Origin of the sequence: Nostoc sp. 106C (genome assembly GCF_002154725.1) — a bacterium.
In the GTDB taxonomy this organism is placed as follows: Bacteria; Cyanobacteriota; Cyanobacteriia; order Cyanobacteriales; family Nostocaceae; genus Aulosira.
On record NZ_MTAW01000145.1, the window covers coordinates 123,540 to 146,299 of the forward strand.

Annotated in this window: 21 protein-coding genes and 1 pseudogene; 9 read left to right on the forward strand and 13 right to left on the reverse strand. The window is 41.7% G+C overall.

All coding sequences use genetic code 11. The features are described from left to right. Positions 1 to 52 precede the first annotated feature (52 nt). The 4 genes from BV375_RS22630 to BV375_RS22645 form a co-directional block, all read right to left on the reverse strand. On the reverse strand, positions 53 to 1,408 hold the full coding sequence (locus BV375_RS22630; protein WP_208099169.1) for a polysaccharide biosynthesis/export family protein: 1,356 nt from the start codon (positions 1,406 to 1,408) through the stop codon (positions 53 to 55). 219 nt (positions 1,409 to 1,627) lie between these two features. Further along, complete coding sequence (locus BV375_RS22635) at positions 1,628 to 2,341, reverse strand: cyanoexosortase B system-associated protein (RefSeq protein WP_086764470.1); 714 nt, start codon at positions 2,339 to 2,341, stop codon at positions 1,628 to 1,630. A gap of 108 nt (positions 2,342 to 2,449) precedes the next feature. Continuing rightward, the gene (gene crtB / locus BV375_RS22640) at positions 2,450 to 3,343 is read right to left on the reverse strand and encodes a cyanoexosortase B (RefSeq protein ID WP_086764473.1); all 894 of its coding nucleotides are present in this window, start codon (positions 3,341 to 3,343) and stop codon (positions 2,450 to 2,452) included. A 110-nt stretch (positions 3,344 to 3,453) separates the two neighbouring features. Further along, complete coding sequence (locus tag BV375_RS22645; protein ID WP_086764476.1) at positions 3,454 to 4,620, reverse strand: DegT/DnrJ/EryC1/StrS family aminotransferase; 1,167 nt, start codon at positions 4,618 to 4,620, stop codon at positions 3,454 to 3,456. 926 nt (positions 4,621 to 5,546) lie between these two features. Between BV375_RS22645 and BV375_RS22650 the strand changes: the two genes are divergently transcribed. Together BV375_RS22650 and BV375_RS22655 are read left to right on the forward strand one after the other, a co-directional pair. Next, positions 5,547 to 7,100 (forward strand): GAF domain-containing sensor histidine kinase, encoded by a 1,554-nt coding sequence (locus BV375_RS22650; RefSeq protein WP_086764560.1) that lies wholly within the window; start codon positions 5,547 to 5,549, stop codon positions 7,098 to 7,100. 641 nt (positions 7,101 to 7,741) lie between these two features. After that, on the forward strand, positions 7,742 to 9,169 hold the full coding sequence (locus BV375_RS22655; RefSeq protein ID WP_086764479.1) for an IctB family putative bicarbonate transporter: 1,428 nt from the start codon (positions 7,742 to 7,744) through the stop codon (positions 9,167 to 9,169). Between the two features lie 74 nt (positions 9,170 to 9,243). On the opposite strand, the gene BV375_RS22660 is transcribed toward BV375_RS22655, so the two are convergent. Both BV375_RS22660 and smpB read right to left on the reverse strand, forming a co-directional pair. After that, positions 9,244 to 9,522, reverse strand: a complete 279-nt coding sequence (locus BV375_RS22660) for a WGxxGxxG family protein (RefSeq protein WP_086764482.1) — start codon at positions 9,520 to 9,522, stop codon at positions 9,244 to 9,246. A 177-nt stretch (positions 9,523 to 9,699) separates the two neighbouring features. Then, positions 9,700 to 10,167, reverse strand: a complete 468-nt coding sequence (gene smpB / locus BV375_RS22665; protein WP_086764485.1) for an SsrA-binding protein SmpB — start codon at positions 10,165 to 10,167, stop codon at positions 9,700 to 9,702. Between the two features lie 476 nt (positions 10,168 to 10,643). Here smpB and BV375_RS22670 point away from each other — a divergent pair, with 476 nt between their 5' ends. Beyond that, complete coding sequence (locus BV375_RS22670; RefSeq protein WP_086764562.1) at positions 10,644 to 11,327, forward strand: response regulator transcription factor; 684 nt, start codon at positions 10,644 to 10,646, stop codon at positions 11,325 to 11,327. A 278-nt stretch (positions 11,328 to 11,605) separates the two neighbouring features. Here BV375_RS22670 and BV375_RS22675 read toward each other — a convergent pair whose 3' ends face one another. The 4 genes from BV375_RS22675 to murC form a co-directional block, all read right to left on the reverse strand. Next, positions 11,606 to 12,091: a low molecular weight protein-tyrosine-phosphatase gene (locus tag BV375_RS22675; protein ID WP_086764488.1), complete on the reverse strand. Its 486-nt coding sequence runs from the start codon at positions 12,089 to 12,091 to the stop codon at positions 11,606 to 11,608. Positions 12,092 to 12,173: 82 nt separating this feature from the next. Further along, positions 12,174 to 12,521 carry a YbaB/EbfC family nucleoid-associated protein gene (locus tag BV375_RS22680; protein ID WP_086683271.1) on the reverse strand — a complete coding sequence of 116 codons (348 nt, stop codon included), beginning with the start codon at positions 12,519 to 12,521 and terminating at the stop codon, positions 12,174 to 12,176. A 160-nt stretch (positions 12,522 to 12,681) separates the two neighbouring features. After that, the gene (murB, locus tag BV375_RS22685; RefSeq protein WP_086764491.1) at positions 12,682 to 13,680 is read right to left on the reverse strand and encodes a UDP-N-acetylmuramate dehydrogenase; all 999 of its coding nucleotides are present in this window, start codon (positions 13,678 to 13,680) and stop codon (positions 12,682 to 12,684) included. Between the two features lie 132 nt (positions 13,681 to 13,812). Continuing rightward, complete coding sequence (gene murC, locus BV375_RS22690) at positions 13,813 to 15,273, reverse strand: UDP-N-acetylmuramate--L-alanine ligase (RefSeq protein WP_086764494.1); 1,461 nt, start codon at positions 15,271 to 15,273, stop codon at positions 13,813 to 13,815. 401 nt (positions 15,274 to 15,674) lie between these two features. Here murC and nadD point away from each other — a divergent pair, with 401 nt between their 5' ends. Further along, positions 15,675 to 16,292 carry a nicotinate (nicotinamide) nucleotide adenylyltransferase gene (gene nadD, locus BV375_RS22695; RefSeq protein ID WP_086764497.1) on the forward strand — a complete coding sequence of 206 codons (618 nt, stop codon included), beginning with the start codon at positions 15,675 to 15,677 and terminating at the stop codon, positions 16,290 to 16,292. A 126-nt stretch (positions 16,293 to 16,418) separates the two neighbouring features. After that, on the forward strand, positions 16,419 to 17,432 hold the full coding sequence (locus BV375_RS22700; protein WP_086764499.1) for a type I glyceraldehyde-3-phosphate dehydrogenase: 1,014 nt from the start codon (positions 16,419 to 16,421) through the stop codon (positions 17,430 to 17,432). Positions 17,433 to 17,480: 48 nt separating this feature from the next. Here BV375_RS22700 and thiL read toward each other — a convergent pair whose 3' ends face one another. Then, positions 17,481 to 18,512 (reverse strand): thiamine-phosphate kinase, encoded by a 1,032-nt coding sequence (gene thiL / locus BV375_RS22705; protein ID WP_086764502.1) that lies wholly within the window; start codon positions 18,510 to 18,512, stop codon positions 17,481 to 17,483. 140 nt (positions 18,513 to 18,652) lie between these two features. Between thiL and BV375_RS22710 the strand changes: the two are divergent. Continuing rightward, positions 18,653 to 19,028, forward strand: a pseudogene (locus BV375_RS22710) (hypothetical protein). 66 nt (positions 19,029 to 19,094) lie between these two features. Here the strand turns inward: BV375_RS22710 and BV375_RS22715 are convergent. Further along, entirely contained in the window at positions 19,095 to 20,201 is a 1,107-nt protein-coding gene (locus tag BV375_RS22715) for a peptidylprolyl isomerase (RefSeq protein ID WP_086764505.1), read from the reverse strand. 237 nt (positions 20,202 to 20,438) lie between these two features. Between BV375_RS22715 and efp the strand changes: the two genes are divergently transcribed. The 3 genes from efp to BV375_RS22730 all read left to right on the forward strand — a co-directional run bounded on the left by efp (position 20,439) and on the right by BV375_RS22730 (position 22,066). Continuing rightward, on the forward strand, positions 20,439 to 20,996 hold the full coding sequence (gene efp / locus BV375_RS22720) for an elongation factor P (RefSeq protein ID WP_086683292.1): 558 nt from the start codon (positions 20,439 to 20,441) through the stop codon (positions 20,994 to 20,996). Between the two features lie 103 nt (positions 20,997 to 21,099). Beyond that, entirely contained in the window at positions 21,100 to 21,657 is a 558-nt protein-coding gene (gene accB / locus BV375_RS22725) for an acetyl-CoA carboxylase biotin carboxyl carrier protein (protein ID WP_086764508.1), read from the forward strand. A gap of 61 nt (positions 21,658 to 21,718) precedes the next feature. Then, entirely contained in the window at positions 21,719 to 22,066 is a 348-nt protein-coding gene (locus BV375_RS22730) for a metalloregulator ArsR/SmtB family transcription factor (RefSeq protein ID WP_086764511.1), read from the forward strand. Positions 22,067 to 22,121: 55 nt separating this feature from the next. On the opposite strand, the gene BV375_RS22735 is transcribed toward BV375_RS22730, so the two are convergent. Beyond that, the gene (locus BV375_RS22735) at positions 22,122 to 22,733 is read right to left on the reverse strand and encodes a GerMN domain-containing protein (protein WP_086764513.1); all 612 of its coding nucleotides are present in this window, start codon (positions 22,731 to 22,733) and stop codon (positions 22,122 to 22,124) included. Positions 22,734 to 22,760: the final 27 nt, after the last annotated feature.

Here is a 22,760-nt window from a genome sequence, read left to right on the forward strand (position 1 = left end):
ATTGGTCATTAGTCATTTTTTACTCTTGCTCCCCATCTTCCCCATCTGGTAACTATTTTGACCCACCTGTAAAGAAGTCAAAGAAGCGAATAAAGCTCTGAACATTAAAAAATGGTTGCGTAATTGTACTGAGAGCATTAGTAATTCTACCAATGAGATTACGACCAACCACAATAACATCATTATCTTGAAGCGGCACGTTTTGAGACATATCGCCACCTAGAGCTTTTTTAGCATCAAGTCTCTGGGTAACAGCTTGACCTCTTTCGGGATCGAAGCGTACTAGAGCAATATCCCGGAGATTGGCAGTGTCAAGATTGATTCCCCCTAATGCATCGATAAATGTGCTGCCATTAGGTAAGAGTTGATTGGCTATGCCTCCCGCTGCATAGTTTAAAACCCTGACTCTAATCTGTGGTATGGCTAAGGTTGAGCGAGCAATCAGATTGCGGTCATAGCCATCATCAGTGCCAATTTCACGACGCGGAACAATTATGGTATCGCCATCTTGTAGTCGGAAATTAGGCACTGAACTGCCGTTTTGTAACGCTGTGTACAGGTCAACAGTTTGGGAAATCACAGAACCATCAACCAACCGCCTACGCACTTGCACTTGTCTTAGATCTGCGATCGTGGTTGTCCCACCCGATGTCAGTAAGGCATCTGCAACCCGGGGTGTAGGCGATCCCATAGCATAAATCCCTGGACGAAATACTTCCCCACTAATAGTTACTTGAACTGGTCGTGGTGTTGCCAATGACGCTACCACAATCGGGTCTACTAACAGGCGACTTAAAGCTAAACGAATTTTTTCTTGTGCTTCTTCTACACTCAAGCCTTGTAACGATACTGTTCCTACTTGCGGTACTAAAATGTTACCTTCCGGATTAATTACAGCTTGAAAGCTCAAATCTGGACGCTGCCCTGCTAATGATAAAACTACTACTGGCTCGACTACGTAACGATTGAGTAACAAGCGAATTTTTTCTTGTGCTTCTAGCAAAGTTAAACCCTGTAGCGACACTGTTTTGATTAGCGGTACTATGATGTTGCCTTCAGGATTAATTGCAGCTTGGAAGCTCAAATCTGGAAAGCGCTGAACCATAACGCTAATGTTATCTCCTGGTCCTAAGCGATAAGGACCAGGAGGGCGCTGAACCACAACGCTAATTGTATCTCCTGGCCCTAAAAGATATCGATTGAGTTGGGGAGAAATTTCGTTATTTAAAGCCGCAGGTGCAACGTCAGTAGGTGAAGGCACTGAGAATTGCCGCGATGATTGTTCTGGAGATGTTGCAGGTTGAGCAACAACTACTTGAAACGCTGTTGTCCAGAAAACGCCTAGCTGAAGGCTCACAAAACATAGAGCGCTGAAAGCACGCATATGAGAATTGTCTAAGATAAATATTTGTACAGAAAAGCTAGACTCAAAATGGGTCTTGCTGAGTCGCTATTTTACTCTGGTAATACTTAAAATGTCTCTTACTTCACCGAGAAATTACTATATATAAAGATATAAAGAGAGTAAAATATTGCATGAATAAAAAGCGATCGCATCAGTGCTAGCATCTCAGCAAAAATCTGCGGTTTGAGAGCACACAACCATATCTCTGCACAAACGCACTCGTTAATTGCTCTGTAGAGACTCTGCCATTAATGCAGCTTGTACTGTCTGACCAATAGACTCGGCTAAAGGCCAAATTTTTTCTACTTGACCTAAAGGTTCCATTGGAACGAGAATACTCACGCCAACCCAAGGAACTCGCTGCTTACGCCACTGTGCTAATTGATCTGCTAAGAACCAATGTAAAGGTGATGGATTTCCCCCATTCGGGAGAGCATACCATTGCAACACACCAAAAGTATCCTGTTTTGTAGCAGCACGAAAGAATCTAGCTTGTACCTGAGTTTCTCTAGGCTGTTTCACAGTAAATTGAGCCGAGCGATATTGAGCTATGTCCCACTTTCCCCAACGCGACTTTCCCCATCCGTTAACTTCTGTCCACTCCACCTCCGGCTGATCCATTGGCCCATTTTGCGGTAGCAACAGTAGTATCGCTTGAGTTTGCGAATCTTCTTTCTTAATTAGCTGTAACGACCATTTATGTTCACCAATTTGTTGTTCCGCCTGTTCAACAGTTTGCCAACCAGGAAGACTTAACCCAGAATTGCGTATATGTTTCAATGCTTTTAGGCTAGTGATAGGTGGTGGCTGTTTCCATTGCCAGTGCCCTGTCAGGTATCCGGGAACGCTTCCAATAGCAAATAGCAGCAGCAACAATAAAAGCGCTACTACTTGAGTCCATTGACTTTCTTTGAAAAACTTAGTTAAGGAAATCATCAATAAAATTTGTAATATCTAGGCAAAAGTTTACTTGGCAAAAAAACCTTATGAGTGCAGTAATATTACATAGTCATTATTGCGATATGACTGTTTTTGGCACAGGTTCTAACCCTCGGCTTCTGCTTCGCTATCTGTAACTGTTGAGAAATAGCAATTAATCCGATTGAGTAAAGGCAGTAATAACAGCAACATACAACCAGAGTAGAGATCGCCACCCCAACCTTCATGCAACCATTTAAAAGCTGCTTCTTGACCTGTGCCATGAAAGAAGGTTAATGCAGTGTTGCGAAGGATATTGGCACTAATGCTAATTAAAATAGCAATTACCAAAAACCAACTAGTTATGCGACGTGAAGACAAAGCACCTGTCCAATAAAGCAGCATTAAGCTAACGTACATGGTAGTAAACAACATTTTCAGTCCCGCACAATAAGGCGCAACTTCCACAATCCGTCCACCCACGTACAGATTTACCCCATCAACAGTTACTTCCATACCAAACTGATTCAGTATGAAGCCAGCAGTACCAGCAATGAAACTTTGCAAGGGTAAGGTGTAGGGAGCAATCAAGTAGGGACCAGCTGTTGGGGTAGCGAAGAATATCAGCAATAGAGGAAATCCTTGCAATTTTAAACCAGGCATACCTTTGAACCATAAGCACAATCCGGCTAAAATGGCGGGGAAGGAAAGGTTAACCCACTCAGCTACACCGCTTAAATAGAAAACTCCTCCGACTAAAAGTAGGACAGGGCCTAAAGGATGGATTATATTTGGTAGACGTTGCCATTGTTTGCGTTGCAGCCAAACTAAGTAAGCGGCAAAAGGTAAACCAATCAGACCGTGGCTAAAATATTCGTGTTCTGTACTAATATTTTTGTGCAACCAACCATCCAGCCAGTGTAGTAAAAGAGGCGCATAAAGTAGTAATAAAACCCCTAAAATCGCTAAACTGAGCAGTTGTGGAATGTTTCTATTTTTTACCTGTTGCTGGATTGCCATGATTTTAAGCAATTCAAAGTTTAAAATTCAAGATTTATTGCGTTTCGCTGATCAGTTGTTTTGGATCTGGTTCAATAATCAATAGCAAACAGCTATAGCTAGCTTGAAACTTAAATGCACAACAACTGTTGTTGCTCGCCACTTAAAGTAGATGTAATTGCTGCCACGACTTCTTGAATTTGCTCATTGCTTAAACCTGGGTACATAGGTAACGATAAAATTTGTTTTGCCAACTTTTCTGCATGAGGGAAATCTCCAATTTGATAGCCTAAATTGGTAAAGGCTGGTTGAAGGTGGCAAGGAATTGGGTAATGAATACCAGTCTGGATTCCCTCTGCTGTGAGTTTGTCTTGGATTTGCTGACGTGTTAAAGGACAGGAGTCATCAATTTTAATCACATAAAGATGATAAACATGTCCTGTAGCACTGTGATTTTGTAAAGGGATAATGCCAGCAGATGCTAAGGGTGATAATTCTTGATCATACTGTTGGGCAATACTGTGGCGATCGCAATTCCACTTAGATAAATATGGTAGTTTTTTTAGTAAGATTGCCGCTTGCAAAGTATCTAAGCGACTATTTGTACCCGCTTCAATATGGAAATACTTTTGAGATGCGCCGTAATTGCGCAAGCGCACCATTTTTTGGGCGACATCTGGATCTCGCGTTAATAGCATTCCTCCATCTCCAAATGCTCCCAAATTTTTACTGGGGTAAAAGCTAAAAGCTGCGGCTATTCCCACTGAGCCAGCATGATATCCGTCTCGTTCTGCTAAGTGTGCTTGTGCTGCATCTTCAAAAATTAGCAGGTTGTAAGTTTTGGCAAAGTCTAATAGCTGTCGTGGCGACACCATCTGACCATAAAGATGTACAGGAATGATTACTTTCGTCCGAGGTGTAACTAATTTTGCTGCTGCTTCTAAATCAATTAAACCTGTTTGGGGATCGCAATCTACCAAAATCGGCTTTGCTCCAACACGTAGCACTCCAATTAGAGTTGCAACAAAGGTATTAACAGGTAATAAAACTTCATCGTCATTGCAAATATTACATGCTTGTAAACCTAAGGCGATCGCATCGGTTCCTGATGCTACACCTACAGCATATTCTGTACCAGACGCTGCTGCAAAGGCTGCCTCAAAATCTGATAATGCTTGCCCTAAAATAAAATCTCCTTGTGTTAATACAGCCTTTATTGCCTGCTCCAGTTGACTTTGAATTGGCTGATGTTGTAAATTCAGGTCTACAAAAGGAACTTTAATAACTTTTTTATTCATTGACAGATAGCCTCAAATTTTAGATAGATTTTTTTTAAATAGCTAATTATTTTATGATTTTTTAGTATAAATAGTTTAGTAGAATTAATTATATTAAAAATAAATTTTGTCTATCTCTAGATGATTAATTTTTAAATAAAACTTGCTATGTAGGATTAAAAATTAGCTCGAATGAAAAAGCAAGTATATATAATTAATTTTATTAATTGATAGTTTGCTGAGAGTTTTTATTAACTAAATGTTTAATGCATTTAATCCGATTAACTAGATTTTTGTAAATTAACTATCTATTACTAATCTTGCATAGTTTACTTTATCGCTATTTTATTTAGTTATATTTTCAATCAGATAACGAGCATTACTAATAAGCTTTACTTATCTAAATGTGTGACTTGAATTTATATTTCTTTTTCAAGCAATTAAAAATTTCCTCTGTTATAAAATCTAAAGTAAAATTTCATGTTTTTAATTTCTAAAACATTAGCCTCAATACAGTATTCAGAATGTTTTGTCACTATTATTTATGCTTCCAAAGATTGCACTAGGAGAGTCCAATATCTAACTATTTTACTTAAATGAGAATCGAACAAATACACAAAAAAGTTACCTATTCAATATAAGAATGAAATAGACTTTATCTTCCTCCTTAGCGTTATATTACCCAGCTTGAAAACAAAACTAACGCTGTTTAGTAGTAAAAGCTAAAGCAATAGAGATTTCACCAGCGCTAACTAGAATATTTACTGACATCTGCTACGAACCGAGAGGCGATCGCATTATAAGTTGCTCGTCAAAAGAGAAAATTTTTGTTGTCAGCTTGTTTATCGGAGGTGAAATTGGGGAATGCTTAAAAATAGCAAATAATAATCCACAAACAGTGGTTATATAAACTACAGTATCGAGCAATTATCAAGGTAACGATGGCAATGGTAGAGCCTGAAAACAAATTATCTGCGCTAAAAGATGGTTGGACTTCCCAAGAAACAAGAGAAAAACAACGCCTCGAAGCTTTGTCAGATTTAGGTTTGCGGCAATCAGAAACAATTCCTGTCTTTGAAGAAGCCACTCAAACTGCTGCTCATTTTTTGGAAGCACCCATTTCTATTTTGGGATTTGTAGATCAAGAACGTCATTGGTTCAAGTCAGCAGTAGGTTTATCTAGACTGGGACTAATGAATCATCTAGCACAAAGCCGTCAATTATTACGCCGGGAATCTTTTTGCACCCAAGTGGTGGATAGTTTCCAATTTTTAGTAATTAATGATACACATAAAATTACTGACTCAGTACTTGCTTCTAGCAAGTTGATACAGGATTATGGCATTCGCGCTTACTTGGGAGCGCCATTAATTGATGCGTCCGGTCATTGTCTAGGTGCATTGGCGGTAATGGATTTAGTGCCACGTAACTTTACCACTCGCGATATTGAATTTTTACAAATCATAGCTCGTTGGAGCATGAGTGAGTTTGAGCGTAATCGACTGCTCAAAGCAAAATCAGAAGTCAGTATTCCCAAAGCCACGATTAGCTTATCATTCAGTGACGACAGTAGCACTGAGATTAAAATTACCCCACCCACTTTAGAACAAGACTCTTTGTCTACTAAGCAACTAAAACTAGAACTGTTAGGGCAGCTAACTCAGGAGTTACGTACGCCTTTAACATCTGTACTAGGAATGGCTAGCGTCTTAGGACGTGAGATTTATGGACCTTTGACGACTAAGCAAAGAGAATATCTCGATATCATCCAACACAGCGGTCGATATTTACTATCCTTGGTCAACGAAATTACTGAATTAGGAGCAATGGATGAAGGCTCAACCGATTTAAATTTAGCTCCTGTGGATATTGAAATGGTATGCCAACAAGCTATCAATACCCTAGAGGAAGCTGCTAATCGCCGCGAGCAAGATATTCGCTTATCTATCGAACCTGGACACAGCCGCATTTGTCCTTTAGATAAAGATAAGGTGCGACAAATGCTGTATCACCTAATTTTTAGTGTGATTCAACTCTCTGCTACAGGTAGTGTAGTGCGCATTCATGTCTCTTACAAAGAAAATACACTTAACATTACGGTTTGGGTTTCCCATCCTTGGCTGGGAGACGGTATAACTGAGGTTGACCCTTATTTTCGTCTTAGCCCTTTGTCTTTGCTGGAACTTACAGGTGAGGCAGCAACCTATAATATTCATGCAGACAACCATGAATTGGCAGGAAATTTACCGCTAGTAGTGGAAAAGTCAAAAAACTTGAGTGATTCCCATTCAGATATCCTCACTGTGAATTCAGCGATAGATGTTACTCAGCCACATAGTACTTTGTCTCGCGAAAGCTTAGGTTTATTACTTAGCTGTCAGCTGGCAGAATTACACGGTGGACAAATTACGATTCAAGGTTCTTCAGAATCAGGATACCGCTATGTGCTATCTTTGCCATTGCAAGCTGTGACTTCCACAGAAGCAGTTAATGATGTTTGATTAGGTCAAGTTACTAAATAGCGTCATGAAGTGCGTACATCCTCCTGGTGAATCCTACCCTATGCCTTTGGCAAATCGCGTACTTTGAGAATTCTTCTTAGGAATATGCCGAACGGAGTACGCGATAGTTGTCTTTGGTGGGAAAGCGTCTACAGCAATGCTTCACCAGGACGCATGAGAAATCTAAAATTGTCGCTTTAAAATAGCGCTCTTAATAGAATTTCTGACAAGTGGCTGCATAATCCCCAGCATCAGAAAGACGTGGGGATGCAGTTTGTATGATGATTAGCTTACTCCAAGTCAGAACTTCTTCGCCGTCAGGCGTTCCCGGAGTTTAACTAGAGTAACTGACGAGGGGAAAGGCAAAGAAGCAGAGAATATTACTACTGAGCAAAGTTATTTCGGTAAACTAAAAGGGATTAATATTTTTTACTCAGCATTTTTTCAAATCTAGCTGTTGGAACTAGCACGACTGGAAATTTGTCAGATGATGGGCAAGAAGTCAAAAGTCATCAATATTGAATAATGATTATAGACTATTGATGAAATTCCCAATCTGCATTATTACCCTTTTGTAACTACCCGCATTATGATCGAGTCCAAGTTCTACGCGGGCGTGCTAATCAGTCACAGCGTTTTTTATGAATTTAGTCTGGCAAAGATTCACGTTATCTTATTTCACATTCCAAGAATATTTTGCTACCAGCTATCTCCACCGCTCTTTGGTGGGGCTGTTATCTTCCTGGCGGCAGAGTAGTGTATTGATCCAGTGGGGAGACACAATTGCAGTTGCCTTACTTAGTCTAGTGTATGGTCTAGCACCCTTTGTTTCAACTACTTTGCTAGGGTTATTGCTGGCAGCTTGTGTAGGATTTTGGCTACTGCTGACTTTATCTGATGAAACAGCATCAACAAAAGTCTCATCATTTACTCCTATTCATTTGCTGGTATTGCTCTATTGGGCAATTGCCGCGGTAGCTACAGCATTCTCACCAGTAAAAAAGGCAGCGTTAAACGATTTGGTAACTTTAACGCTATATTTGCTGCTGTTTGCTCTTTGTGCTAGGGTGCTGAGGTCGTCCCGCCTGCGGTCTTGGCTGATTGCCCTCTACTTGCATGTGTCGCTAATTGTTAGTGTATATGGGTTGCGGCAATGGTTTTTTGGTGCAACTGCATTAGCCACTTGGGTTGACCCAGAATCACCCCTAGCTAAGACTACAAGGGTCTACAGTTATTTAGGTAATCCGAATTTATTGGCTGGGTATCTTTTACCAGCGGTAATTTTCAGTTTGGTAGCAATTTTTGCTTGGCAAAGCTGGTTTAAGAAAGCCCTAGCGTTGACAGCGTTAATTGTTAATAGTGCCTGTTTAATTCTCACCTTTAGTCGTGGCGGCTGGATTGGTTTAGTAGCGGCAGTATTAACAGTTATGGCATTGCTGATTTATTGGTGGAGCGTGCAAATGCCTCCTTTTTGGCGTACTTGGTCATTGCCAATTATTCTGGGAGGTTTAATTGGAGTATTGCTGCTAGCGGTCATCTTCATCGAACCAGTACGCTTGCGGGTTTTGAGTATTTTTGCCGACCGTCAAGATAGCAGTAATAATTTTCGCCGGAATGTCTGGGATGCTGTCTTCGATATGATTCGCGATCGCCCGATTTTGGGTATTGGTCCTGGTCATAATGCTTTTAATAAAATCTATCCCCTCTACCAACGTCCTCGTTATAGTGCTTTGAGTGCTTATTCGATTTTGCTAGAAATAGCTGTGGAGACTGGCTTTATTGGTTTAGCCTGTTTTCTGTGGTTATTAATTGTAACTTTTAATACAGGTTATATGCAAATACAACGACTGCGACAGTTGAGAAGCGTAGAGGGATTTTGGTTAATTGGGGCGATCGCATCTATGGTAGGTATGCTTGCTCATGGGACTTTTGATACTGTCTGGTTTCGGCCTGAGGCTAATAGTCTCTGGTGGCTCTTAGTAGCTTTAATTGCTAGTTACTGGACACCACTAAGCCAAAATAAGAACCAAGAGCTAAGTTCAGCTAGCTCTGAACCAGCAGCGAACTAAAATCCGTTAGTTTTTAGTTGTCAGTAAACCACAACTGACAACTAACTCCTTGAGAATTATTAATTGTTTAGTCTCTATAATCTAGTAGCCCCTGGGGTATTGGGATCGCGATAACGGGTTGGTTCGTCATCACGCTTTCTACCTGTCAAGCCAGCCAGACCTAATAAACCAATTAATCCCAGCCAACCCCAATCAAAATCATTGCGGGCGTAAGTTGTTGTGCTTCCGGTATTGCTGGTGGTTCCAGGGTCATTAGTAGTACTTTGGGCTTGTACAGGTAGAGTTAAGGACAAAATTGCCATACTCAAGGTGAGAACGCCAGTACTCATCACTTTAGTGAAATTGCGTGTCATGGTGAAAGTTCCTCATCCCTTCCTAAATTACTCACCACTTTACCGAGTTTAAGAAATAACAAAATCAATCTATGGCGATAAAATCGACTTTTTCTTAACTCTGGCTGAGGATATACAACAAGCTTTTTACTTCAATCGATTTCTGACTCTGGTGTGATAATTTAGTCAAAATAATGCCTAATAATTTTTTATCGCCCGTTGCATATCGCGTTGATCTTGGCGTTTTTTCAGGTCGTCTCGCTTGTCGTGGAGCTTTTTACCTTTACCAAGGGCTATACTTACTTTCACCCGACCACGTTTGAAATACATCTTCAAAGGAACTAAAGTCAAACCCTGCTGTTCCACTTTGCCAATTAGCTTGCGGATTTCTTGGCGATGCAGTAACAGCTTGCGCGTCCGACGTGGTTCATGATTAAAATATTGACCACTAGCAGTGTAAGGTGAAATATGCACGTTAATTAACCATGCTTCGCCATTGCGAATTAAAGCATAGCCATCTTGGAGATTGACTTTACCTGCACGAATCGATTTAACTTCCGTACCTGTCAGCTGAATTCCAGCTTCGTAGGTTTCTAGGATTTCATACAAATAACGGGCTTGTCGATTGTCGCTAATTACTTTGAAACCTTCGCTTTTGTCACTCATTGAAAATCGTGTGTACTTAAAATGTGTCTAAAAAACGTTTGAGTCCGTAGAAGAATTTATTGAGGCTATATTAAACCACTATATATGGTTACTCTAGGTATGAGACTCATCTTCTTAATTTAGCTTTTTAAAGTTCTCAATGAAATTTTTCCAGCAAATTTTCTCTCAACTAGACCTTTGATCAAGTAAATTTTAATTTACAGTACGGTAAGAGATGACTCTATCGTTTTGATTAGTTGTTATGAATTACAACATTATCTACATTTGCCAAGCACTGGGATGGAAGCCTGCGTTAAAATTTATTAATAATTTCTAAAGAATTAAGATTTTCTTTATAAATCAGTCCTTAGGCAGTAATTAGCTGGTAATCCTGTCATAGTATGAAACATAAGAGCACATCATTCTTGCCTGTGTTCACTAATAGTGCTCAAACAAGCCAATTTGTTAGTAAAAAAAATGCTAGGGGTGTACTGTCCATGCCCTTGACGATCCTTATAGTGGATGACGATTTGGGCACTCGTTTGTCTATTAGCGATTATCTTGAACTGTCTGGTTACTCAGTGATTACAGCAAATGATGGTCAAGAGGCTTTGGTGATGGTAGAGGAGTACCATCCTGATTTGATTGTCACTGATATTGTCATGCCAAGAATGAATGGCTATGAATTGGTGCGTCGGGTGCGCCAACAAGCAGAGTTCCGTTTATTACCTGTAATTTTATTAACAGCAAGAACCAAGACTCAAGAACGAATTCTGGGCTACCAGTCAGGTTGCGATTTATATTTGCCCAAACCTTTTGAATTAGAAGAATTAGCAGCAGCTATTCGTAATCTTCTAGAGCGATCGCAAATTATTCAATCAGAGTATCGTTTTTCTCATCAGGAAAACTTGGGCAATTCCAGCCAAACAAAAACGGCGGAAGCACATTCTTCAGAAATTACTCAGATTCAGAAATCACAAATGCTTTCATCGTTGACTTCCAGAGAACAGGAAGTGCTAGAACTGTTAACGCATGGTCTTTCTAATGCCGACATGGGTCAACAGCTACATCTGAGTGCGCGTACAGTAGAAAAGTACGTTAGTAGCTTATTGAGAAAAACAGCAACTAGTAACCGAGCTGAACTAGTTCGTTTTGCAATAAAGCATGGTCTGGTAGAATAATACAACTAGATATTGAGTCATGAGTATACTGTGTAAACAGCTAACTTTAGACACAGTACACAACCAGCCAGAGTAAGTTATACCTATTCAGAAAATCTTTACAACATAACAGATACTTTGTAGAGGCCTTAAATCTAACATCTCTACAAAGTATCTGTTGCGTTCTTTTTTTCAATTAGTCTTGCTTTAATTACCAGAAAAAATTTCCCTCAATTCAAAGCCCAAGCAGAAAAGATCTTAATTAAACCCGTCAGTTTCTCTTTGAAGTCAATCAATACTCACGTTTCTAATTGCTGACTAATAATATTTTGCAGTAGACCCTCACAAGCATCGACTAACAGATCGATTACTTGATTAAATCCTTCTAGACCACCATAGTAGGGATCGGGAACTTCTTTGAGAGTATGCTTAGAACAATAGCTACACATTAAACGGACTTTATCGTGATAATGCTGAGTAGGATCGAGAATCAGGATATTCTGATAATTTTGCCGATCCATTGCCAAAATCAAGTCAAAATCTTGAAAGTCCGATTTATGAAACTGGCGGGCTTGACCCTGAAGTTTAATTCCCAACTTTTTAGCAGCTGCGGCACTCATGCGGCGGTCAGGTGGGCTACCAATGTGATAACTAGATGTACCAGCAGAGTCACAGACAATACTAGTGCTTAAGCCAGCCTGCTCAATTAGATGATTCATAATATTTTCTGCCGATGGCGAACGACAGATATTACCCAGACAGACAAAAAGTACTTTGTAAGGCATTACTATTTCGCTTCGCTAAGTCAAAAGTCAAGAGTCCAAAGTCAAAAGTAATTCATTTTGACTCTTGACTCTTGACTTTTAACTAAAATCCAGGAAGTTCTAGTCCACTGGTCAAATCTTCCATGCGTTCCCGCATTGTAGCTGTGGACTTGTTGTAGGCGTCTTTCATTGCTACTGTCACCAGGTCGGACAGTACATCTGCACCTTCTCCTAGAGCTTCTGGAGAAATTTCCACTCGTTTGGGTTCTTGGTTGCCACTGACAATTACCTTGATCAGACCACCGCCAGACTCTCCTTGAATCTCCATTTGCTCCAATTCTTCTTGGAGCCGCTTTGCACCTTCTTGAACTTGCTGCGCTTTTTTGAAAGCTTCGGCCAGTTCTTTCATTTTTCCCAAGCCAAAGCCAAAACCCTGTCCTTTACCTGTCATAATAGATAGTCCGCGTGTGCGTTCAATAACAAATCAAATTCAATTATAGATGCGGTAGGCAAATTGCCTCTTTTTTTACTCATAATTAATGCATCCGAGAATTGACAAAGCTATAAATCGGCATTAACTGCTGACCGCTTCGATCGCAAGTTTCACAGACTCAACAAGCGAGCTGAAACTCTCCGAGCATTTTAACTTCTGGCTCTAACCAAATGGACCAACGGTCTTGCACCTGGTGCTGAATATGACGGATGAGACAAAAGATATCGCTAGCTTTTGCGCCGCCACGGTTAAGGATAAAATTGGCATGGAGCTGTGCTACTTGCGCTCCACCAATTTGGAAGCCTTTTAACCCAGTTTGCTCAATTAACCAGCCAGCAGAGTATGGTTTGGGATTGCGGAAAACACTGCCACAGCTAGGGAAGTTATAGGGTTGGGTAGTCAGTCGGTGCTGTTTGTGTTGCTTAGTTGCTGCTAAAACTTTTGCTGGATCTGCTCCTGGTCGAAGTTGGAAGGTCGCTTGGGTAACTATACGATCTCTACCTTGCAATAGTGAAGTTCGGTAACTATAACCTAACTCCCCAGGGGTAAGAGTTTCCAGGGCCCCATCAGGTGAAAGTACCTGAGCGCTGACTAACATATCTGCGGTACAGCTATTGTGTGCGCCTGCATTCATCACAACAGCACCGCCAACAGTTCCAGGGATACCGACAGCCCATTCTAGCCCTTCCCACCCTAAATCTGCTGCTGCCCACGCCAAGCTAGGAATTGATTCGCCAGCCGCGACGGTTAATTGACCTGTCTGTGGGTCAAAATGACTATATCTCAGATGACGAGTTGCAATCACTAAGCCCGCTAAACCGCCATCGCTCACCAACAAGTTAGAACCTGCACCTAGTACTGTTACTGGGATACCTCGTTCTTTGGCATACTTCAAGCCAGCTTGCAATGCTTCTAAGTTGCGGGGGGCAATGTACCATTGTGCTGCTCCACCCACCCTATAGGAGGTATACGCTGACAACGAAGCTTGGGACTTAATCGCACAATCAGTGCCAGGTAAATAAATTACCGGGCTTTCGACGGAACTAGCTGTTTCCTGTTTCTCTGTAGTCAATGTAGAAACTGTGCAGACGTTGCCATCTGCCTGGGAGATTGTCATCTTTAGATCGATTTAGAGAAATTTTTACATTTATGTGCCGTAACAATACGGCTGTACTATGAAATTTTTATGAAACTGTGACAAATTAAATAGACACTTGTTTCAAAACTGAAACTTTGTCAGTGTCATCACTTAAGATGTAGCTTTTGCTGGTTCGCAAAGTGTGGCAATTATTTCCGGAATTGTTTGATTTAAGTTTCCAGCACCAAGAAATAGTGCTAAGTCGCCTGGACGCAATGTTTTAAGTAAGAATTCGCACACTGAAGCCAAGGTTGATTGATAAACAACCTGTGGGTGCTGTTTAGTAATTGCCTCTGCTAATAGTTCACCGCTAACTTGTCCTAAATTGGGTTCTCCTGCACTGTAAATATCAGTCAGCACAACCAAATCAGCATGAGTAAAAGATTCAGCAAATTCTTCTAAAAATGTCAGTGTCCGACTATAGCGGTGGGGCTGGAAAATAGCCACAACTCTTTGCCCCGGTCTAGCTTGGAGACGTGCCGCAGCTAAAGTAGCGCGAATTTCACTAGGATGATGGGCATAGTCATCAATGAAAGTAATACCATCAACTTCACCTCGCAACTCAAAGCGTCGTCTTGCGCCTTCAAAGGTGGCAATACCCTTGGCAATTTCCCCAAATTCTAAGCCTAATAAACGACCCACTGCTACAGCTGCTAAAGCATTGCTCAGGTTATGCCGACTAAGTAGGCGTAAGTTCAACATGCCTAAAGCTTTACCTTTTTCCCAAACTAGCGCTGTAGTACCATCAGCACGATAGTCAATATTAGTGACAGTATAGTCAGCGTTGCTATCTGGATGTAAGCTATAGGTGATTGTTGGTTTTAGGCGATCGCGTACTGTTGCACAATCGATGCTACCTACCAATGTCTGACAACCTTGAGCAAACTCTTGGAAGATATCAACAACTTCTTCTAATGTTTCATAGTGATCTGGATGATCAAGTTCAATATTGGTGATTATGCCAATTGCTGGGGCGTGTTTTACCAAAGAACCATCTGATTCATCGGCTTCAGCTACAAGATACCTACTTTCTCCTAATCTGGCATTACCTTCCCAAGCATTAACTTCGCCACCAACGAGAATGGTTGGATCTAAACCAGCTTTTAATAGCATATAGCCAATCATACTACTGGTTGTAGTTTTGCCGTGGGTTCCAGCAACTGCAATGCTGTAATAATCGGCAATTAACGCAGCTAGTACATCTGAACGATGCCAAATTGGGCAACCCAATTCTAGAGCTGCTTTGTATTCTAAATTAGTCGTGTTAATTGCTGTTGAACAAATTACTTGAGGCAGTGTTGAGTTATTAGCATCATATAATTCTGCTTGTGAGTTTAATGCAACTCCAGAGGTTACTCGAGGGCGAAAGAATTCAAGATTGCTTGCTTCTTGTCTACTAAAAATATGAGTCCCGATAGATTCTAACTTTCGCGTAATGTGATTTGGACGAAGATCCGAACCTGATACTGGCAATTGACGTTTGGCAAGAACATATGCCAAAGCAGACATACCTATGCCGCCAATCCCAATGAAATGAAATGGTCTACCGCTAAAATCTACTGAATTATTCATTGATTACTCCTCTTACACCACACCACACCATAATCACAAATGACACGCGTATCATAACAGGAATTGGATTTTTACTGTAACTGCTCCTGTATGTATTTAATTTTTGAAGTTTCGTTGAGTTTCCTCCTCTTGTTTTTGCTTCAGAATGATTTTACCTTTGTTAGAGGTTTTTGCTATTTCTGAACTGTATCTTATGATTATTCTGAAAATTTCCGCCACATCGGGAAAGAAATTCTTGTAATGAGAAACACATATTTTGATGTCCTTACTGGAATTGGCTACAATAATCTGTTTCTATTGAAACTGCTTTTAAATTAGATAAAGCCTAGGGGCGAATTGACTACAATAGTACATTGATAGTGAAACGTTTTTGAAATTGAATAAAAGCCCGATCTAACTGGATGCAGCAATTAGCAATTTTTGGTGGCACATTTGATCCAATTCATTGGGGACACCTACTGATAGCCGAGACAGCTTTGCATCAAGTATCTGTAAAACAGATAATTTGGGTGCCATCGCTAAATCCTCCACATAAACAGACGGCTTCGTTTGAGCATCGCTTAGAAATGCTAAAACAAGCTACAAAAGATAACCCCGCCTTTACTGTTTCACTAATTGAGGCAAATCGCCCTGGAACATCCTATGCCATCAATACCCTAATCGATTTATGTGCTGTTTATCCTAATACTCGCTGGTACTGGATTGTTGGCTTGGATGCTTTCCAAACCTTGCCCCGTTGGTACCGTGGGCACGAACTAGCTCAAATGTGTGATTGGTTAATTGCACCCCGACTCCTAGGTGGTGAGACTATAGCTCAAAGTGAGTTAATCTGCAAGCAAGTAGAGCAACATTTGGCAAATCAGTCTGTGATCATTCGCTGGCAATTACTGCATATACCTTTAGTAGGAGTTTCGTCAAGTCTAATTCGCCAATTAATCCACGTACGCCAATCTATTAGATATTTAGTTGCTGAACCGGTGAGGTTGTACATCGCCGCCCACAACCTCTACTCAAAATAAATCTGAATAAATTATGTGTTTTTTTCTGGATCTAACACTTTATGGTTATTAATGCTCCCCCCCTTTGCGATATGATTGGGGTCAACGATATAAACTTATAGGCATAAATACAGAGGGCAAGACACTGTGATTAGAGTCGCAATCAACGGTTTCGGGCGGATTGGGCGTAACTTTGCACGCTGCTGGGTCGGTAGACAGAACAGCAACATCGACCTTGTCGCTATTAATGACACATCAGACCCTAGAACTAACGCTCACCTGCTGAAATATGACTCAATGCTAGGGAAGTTAAAGGATGCTGACATTACAGCGGATGATAACTCTATCATCATTAACGGTAAGACCATTAAGTGCGTATCTGATCGCAATCCAGAAAACTTGCCCTGGAAAGATTGGGGAATTGACCTAATTATCGAAGCAACAGGTGTTTTTACTAGCAAAGAAGGAGCACTGAAGCATGTAAATGCTGGAGCCAAAAAGGTTCTCATCACCGCCCCTGGTAAAAATGAAGATGGCACCTTTGTAATGGGTGTGAATCATCACGACTATGACCACAACAAACACCACATCATCAGTAATGCCAGTTGTACCACCAACTGCTTGGCTCCGATCGCCAAGGTGTTGAACGATAAATTCGGGATTATCAAAGGTACGATGACTACTACTCACAGCTACACAGGTGACCAGCGCTTACTAGACGCTTCTCACCGTGATGTACGCCGGGCTAGAGCAGCAGCTATTAATATTGTACCCACCTCTACTGGTGCAGCAAAGGCAGTAGCATTAGTAATTCCAGATCTGAAAGGCAAGCTGAATGGCGTTGCCTTACGTGTACCTACCCCAAACGTCTCAATGGTAGATTTCGTAGTTCAGGTTGAGAAGCGTACTATTACGGAAGAAGTTAATCAAGCCTTAAAAGATGCTTCCGAGGGTCCACTCAAAGGGTTTTTGGATTACAGTGAACTACAACTTGTATCATCCGACTATCAAGGTACTGATGCTTCTTCAATTGTTGATGCTAGCTTGACTATGGTTCTGGGCAATGACCTAGTAAAAGTCATGGCTTGGTACGATAACGAGTGGGGCTACAGCCAAAGAGTTCTGGATTTGGCAGAACTTGTAGCCGTAAAGTGGCAATAAATTAGCCAAGGGTCATTTGTTATTCAAATAACAAATAACTACTGACTACTAACCAAAATGTTGAAATCCCTGATTAAGATTTAAAACTTGGTCAGGGATTTGTGTTTGTTCATCGTGTAATAGTACTTTTGTTCCTGATGTAATCGTGCCGATAATTGCCGCATCTTGACCTAGTTGTTTTACCAAAGCTGATGCAGCATCTTTTGGCAAACACAGCACTAATTCAAAGTCTTCACCACCGTATAGGGCATAATTCAGGGCTTGCTCCTTGGCTAGCCATTGGTCAAAAGCTGCTGGTAAAGAAATTTGCTTGGTTTCGAGAATAGCACCAACTTTACTAGCACGGCAGATTTGGATAACAGCATCAGCTAAACCATCGCTACTATCGATCCCAGCAATGGGGAGGAGGGAGGGAATGGGAGAATAGGAATTTATAATTTTCCAGAGTATAGGTAAGACATCTAATCGTGGTTGAGGACGCTGGTGTGCTGTGATTAAAGCCACCTTTTCTGCATCTTTGAGGTTGTGCCCTATTTTTGGATGCAAGAGTAATTCTAAGCCAGCATGGGATGCTCCATGAACACCTGTGATGACGATCGCATATCCCACTTGTGCCGCAGAGCGACGGATAATTTGACTGGGATCAGCTTGACCAAATGCGGTAATTGACAGAGTAGTTACAGGCGATCGCACAATATCACCACCGACAATTGAGGTACTGTACTTTTGCAGGCATTCTGTCATTCCCTGGTACAAACGTTCAACCCAACTGACGCTAACATCCCCTGGAAGTCCCAACCCCACAGTGATCCCCAAAGGTGAAGCACCCATTGCTGCCAAATCTGATAAATTAGCAGCAGCAGCACGCCAACCAGCATCTTCTGGCGAGGTGGTGACATTACTAAAATGCACACCATCAACCAAAACATCTGTAGTCACTACCAAAGATTGTCCTGGTGCAGTTACAAGCACAGCGGCGTCATCCCCAATTATTTCTTGAGGACAATAGCGCTGCAATCTGGCTAATAGTCCTTGTTCGCCGATATCTTTTACTTGCAAAGAAGATAACTCACTGTTCACAATCGATGTACCCTGAGTTTCAAAAAGCAGGACAAGGTGATGAGGGAAACAAGGGAAAATAATAAATGCCCAATAACGCCAGTTCGCTCCCCAATGACCTATGCCCTATGATAAAAGTATCGTCCAGGAAGTTTGTTGAGATGGTCACTACACCAGTAACCAGTATCACTTTTGAAGAGTACTTAACTTATGATGATGGTACAGGTTTTCATTACGAACTGGTGGATGGCAGGTTAGAGCTAATGAACTCACCGACGATTCAACTTTCTTGATTACCAAATTCGTTGAACAAGCGCTGGACGCAGAAATCAAACGCTTGAAGATCCGTTAGCAGAGAAAATTTCAGTGTTATTGCTGGAAGAGAGATTTTACGAAGAAACAGTTTTTACTGGCAACCAGCAGATTGGATCGCAGACTTTTCCCGAATTAGCGATACCTGCGGCACACTTAGCGATCGCAGTTCATCTAGTATTGAGTTCTGGAAATTTCAGTCCAAGGTTAAAGGATGAAGGCTGAAATTTGATACTTCATACTTCATCCTAGCTTTTGGCAAGCTACCCTACGGGTGTCTACAAACTTGATTCATGCTGCTTGTGGCTGAACCAAATTTTCTTTACCCTGAACAACAGTAGCCGACTCAATTTTGTCTCCAGCCTTGAGTTTATCCAAAACTTCTTTGCCCTCGGTCAGATAGCCAAAAACTGCGTAACGACCATCTAACAAGTTGCGTCCGGCGGGGGTGAGTTCTGGTTCAAACAGGAAGAAGAAGAATTGTGAGGAAGCACCATTTACTTGATTTTCAGGACGGGCCATGACCAAAGCGCCAAAAGCAGAGAAAGGTAGAACGGGCATATCAAGGTAACGTCCAGCCTCTTCAAGCGTGATGCCGTAGGTAGGGGCTTTATCACCTTGAACCAGGATTTCTAAGGGAATGGCACGATATTGTCCGGTTTTGGGATCAATAAAACCTACGTCTTTTCCTGGTGGATCTCCGGATTGTAAAAAGTAAGATTCTTCTGAACGGGTAAATTCTAAGCCGTTATAAAAACCACGTTGTACCAAATCTACAAAGTTACCAGCAGTTACAGGGGCACTATAACCATCTACCACAACGGTAAGGTTACCTTTGTTGGTTTTGATATCCACAGTAGCTCGACCTTTCAGTTGAGGTAGGTTACTGTACTCGTCAGGGACTTTAAAAGGAAATTCCTTTACCATAGACTCTTCTAAGAGATTGACGAGATTTAGCAATTTAGTCCGTTCCTCTTGGATTTTTTCTTTATCCTTGACTTTGGCCAATTCTTGCAATGTATTCACGCCAGATTGCAATTCCTTAATCCAAGCTTGAGCTTGGGGTTGGCGTTCTTCGGGAACGCTTGCTAGGATTTTGGAGGATTGATCGAGAGATCGGGATGCCTTGCTCAGATCTTTGGATATAGCTCCCCATCGCCGATTTGCCCGCAGTTGGTTGGAGATATCTTCTAGACTGGCTTGCAGTTGCCGCACAGGTTCATTGTCTATCGGGAGTGCATACCGCAACAGAGATCTGCCGTCAGTAATTGCATTCCCAGCTGGTAGGGCGGCGCTACTGGAGGGAGTCCACCCAGCTGTACTTATGCCTAAAAATATTGTTACCAGCAGTATTGCCATGAGGCTGTTCTTCAGCCAGGATTTTAATAAGTTAAACATGGTATGGCTTAAATGCAGCATCAAATTGTTGACTGGACGTAACCCATCACTTATCTTCCCACAGTAGGAGTGCCCAGTTCTGAGTCCAGAGCCAAAAGTCCATTTTCAACTGTCATTTGTCCTTTGCGCTTGGTTATTTATTTCATGACTAATGACTAATGACTAATGACTAATAACCAATGACGACCCTTGAGGGGTACAATAAATGCCGATTGTCTTCCAAAACTTGAAAGTTTCATGATCTCCAGTAACGACTTTCGACCCGGTGTCTCAATTGTTTTAGATGGGTCTGTATGGCGAGTGATAGACTTCCTGCACGTTAAGCCAGGTAAAGGCTCGGCGTTTGTGCGGACAACATTAAAAAATGTCCAGAGTGGAAAGGTTCTAGAAAGAACTTTCCGGGCTGGGGAAACAGTACCGCAAGCGACTCTAGAAAAAATCACGATGCAACATACCTATAAAGAAGGTGATGAATTCGTCTTTATGGATATGGAAAGCTACGAAGAAGGCAGATTGAGCGCAACGCAAATTGGCGATCGCGTAAAATACCTCAAAGAAGGTATGGAAGTTAACGTCATCCGTTGGGGCGAGCAAGTGCTAGAAGTGGAATTGCCTAACTCTGTAGTTTTAGAAATCGTGCAAACAGATCCAGGTGTTAAAGGAGACACAGCTACAGGTGGTACTAAACCAGCAATTCTAGAAACTGGCGCAACTATCATGGTTCCCTTGTTTATTGCTCAAGGAGAACGCATCAAGATTGATACCCGCGATGATAAATATTTAGGCAGGGAATAATCATCTCATTTGAGAGCAATCCTGATTTCAATCCCTTTATAGGGATTAAATCCCTGCCACACCTAAAATTTTTCTCTACGTACAGGTCGAGGTAATAAAAACTGTGCCATTGGATTTTAATGAAATTCGCCAACTGCTAGCAACTATTGCACAAACAGATATTGCCGAAGTAACGCTCAAAAGCGACGACTTTGAGCTAACGGTACGTAAAGCTGTGAGTTTCAGCAATCATATTGTGTCAGTAGGCCAAGCAGCATCAGGCGGTGTGGTTGGTGTGGGATTAACATCGTCGGTTTCGCCTGTTGCACACCAGACAGTATCAACTGCGGTAGGAGAAACAGGGACAAGTCGTGTTCTAGATAATGCTAGTACTGCCTCTAGCGTGCAGTTGTCAGGATCTCCCTCAGCAATCGACAAAAGATTAGTAGAAGTGCCTTCTCCAATGGTAGGAACGTTTTATCGCGCTCCCGCACCAGGTGAAGCCGCATTTGTGGAAGTAGGCGATCGCATCCGCAGTGGTCAAACAGTCTGTATCATTGAAGCGATGAAGCTGATGAACGAAATTGAGGCTGAAGTATCCGGACAAGTGATGGAAATTTTGGTGCAAAATGGCGAACCTGTAGAATATGGTCAGCCTTTAATGCGAATTAACCCTGATTAAGTATTAATCTATATATGACATGAGTCGTTTTTAAAGTTGTCAGTACTGCGGGTTAATCCTGATGAAACAAGTGTTGCCTGTACCAGCAGAAGTGGTGCAACAAGTAGCTGAATACTTCAGTCTGTTAAGTGAACCTATGCGCCTTCGGCTGTTGCACTTACTACGAGATGAAGAAAAATGCGTACAAGAGTTGGTAGAGGCAACACAGACTTCGCAGGCAAACGTCTCAAAACACCTGAAGGTAATGTGGCAAGCAGGTATTCTTAGCCGCCGCAGTGAAGGAACTTGCGCCTACTACCGGGTGGAAGATGAAATGATTTTTGAATTGTGCAATCGGGTTTGCGATCGCCTCGCTACCAGGTTAGAACAGCAAGCCCATAACTTTCGGGTGTTGAATAGTAAACTATAGATTGGTCATTTGTCATTTGTCCTTTGTTATCTGTTGTATAACTAATGACTAATGACTAAAGCGGATAATCTTTCTTAAAGTTTTCACGCGTTAGTGGCTGTTCTAACTCTACGCCTTCGCCGCCTAAAACATCCAATTGCTTGCCATTAACGTCAATGTACACCTTGGCATTTGGATTTAAAGTCGTAGCAGTGTAGACAACTTGCCCAACACGACCCATCATGGAACTGCTACCACCCCCACTGGTAAAATCTTCAGATAAATTAACGTGGATTTCATCATTGTTGGCTTTTAGACCCAACAATTTAGTGCCTTTGGGAATGGTAGTAGATTCGGCACCTTCGGTTGGTCCTGCTAATAAATTTTGGAAAGCCTTTTCTAAAACTTGGTTAGGTTGACTAGCAGCTATTTTGACTGGTTGGGGAGCCAGTGCCAAATTTTTGCCATTATCTTTGAGCCAATAGATGTTAGCAGTTTGCTCTTGGCCTGGCTGTGCTGTTGTTGTCTTTCCTGGCTGGGTTAATGTTCTTGAGGTATCTGGTGGTGTGGGCGGATTGCTGGAGTGTAAAGTAAGCCAAGCCACGCCACCACTGACCGCTACCACCGCTGCTGAGACAGCTGCAATTACACCTGAAGAATTCCGATTAGATCCTTGTTGGTCATTCATATTCAAAACCTGCTTGACTGAGGGCTG

Bases quoted from the DNA above. Each gene is read 5' to 3' on its own strand.
- BV375_RS22635 (WP_086764470.1), bottom strand. From the start codon at position 2,341: ATGATTTCCTTAACTAAGTTTTTCAAAGAAAGTCAATGGACTCAAGTA.
- crtB (WP_086764473.1), bottom strand. From the start codon at position 3,343: ATGGCAATCCAGCAACAGGTAAAAAATAGAAACATTCCACAACTGCTC.
- BV375_RS22645 (WP_086764476.1), bottom strand. From the start codon at position 4,620: ATGAATAAAAAAGTTATTAAAGTTCCTTTTGTAGACCTGAATTTACAA.
- BV375_RS22650 (WP_086764560.1), top strand. From the start codon at position 5,547: ATGGTAGAGCCTGAAAACAAATTATCTGCGCTAAAAGATGGTTGGACT.
- BV375_RS22655 (WP_086764479.1), top strand. From the start codon at position 7,742: ATGAATTTAGTCTGGCAAAGATTCACGTTATCTTATTTCACATTCCAA.
- BV375_RS22660 (WP_086764482.1), bottom strand. From the start codon at position 9,522: ATGACACGCAATTTCACTAAAGTGATGAGTACTGGCGTTCTCACCTTG.
- smpB (WP_086764485.1), bottom strand. From the start codon at position 10,167: ATGAGTGACAAAAGCGAAGGTTTCAAAGTAATTAGCGACAATCGACAA.
- BV375_RS22670 (WP_086764562.1), top strand. From the start codon at position 10,644: ATGCCCTTGACGATCCTTATAGTGGATGACGATTTGGGCACTCGTTTG.
- BV375_RS22675 (WP_086764488.1), bottom strand. From the start codon at position 12,091: ATGCCTTACAAAGTACTTTTTGTCTGTCTGGGTAATATCTGTCGTTCG.
- BV375_RS22680 (WP_086683271.1), bottom strand. From the start codon at position 12,521: ATGACAGGTAAAGGACAGGGTTTTGGCTTTGGCTTGGGAAAAATGAAA.
- murB (WP_086764491.1), bottom strand. From the start codon at position 13,680: ATGACAATCTCCCAGGCAGATGGCAACGTCTGCACAGTTTCTACATTG.
- murC (WP_086764494.1), bottom strand. From the start codon at position 15,273: ATGAATAATTCAGTAGATTTTAGCGGTAGACCATTTCATTTCATTGGG.
- nadD (WP_086764497.1), top strand. From the start codon at position 15,675: ATGCAGCAATTAGCAATTTTTGGTGGCACATTTGATCCAATTCATTGG.
- BV375_RS22715 (WP_086764505.1), bottom strand. From the start codon at position 20,201: ATGTTTAACTTATTAAAATCCTGGCTGAAGAACAGCCTCATGGCAATA.
- efp (WP_086683292.1), top strand. From the start codon at position 20,439: ATGATCTCCAGTAACGACTTTCGACCCGGTGTCTCAATTGTTTTAGAT.
- BV375_RS22730 (WP_086764511.1), top strand. From the start codon at position 21,719: ATGAAACAAGTGTTGCCTGTACCAGCAGAAGTGGTGCAACAAGTAGCT.
- BV375_RS22735 (WP_086764513.1), bottom strand. From the start codon at position 22,733: ATGAATGACCAACAAGGATCTAATCGGAATTCTTCAGGTGTAATTGCA.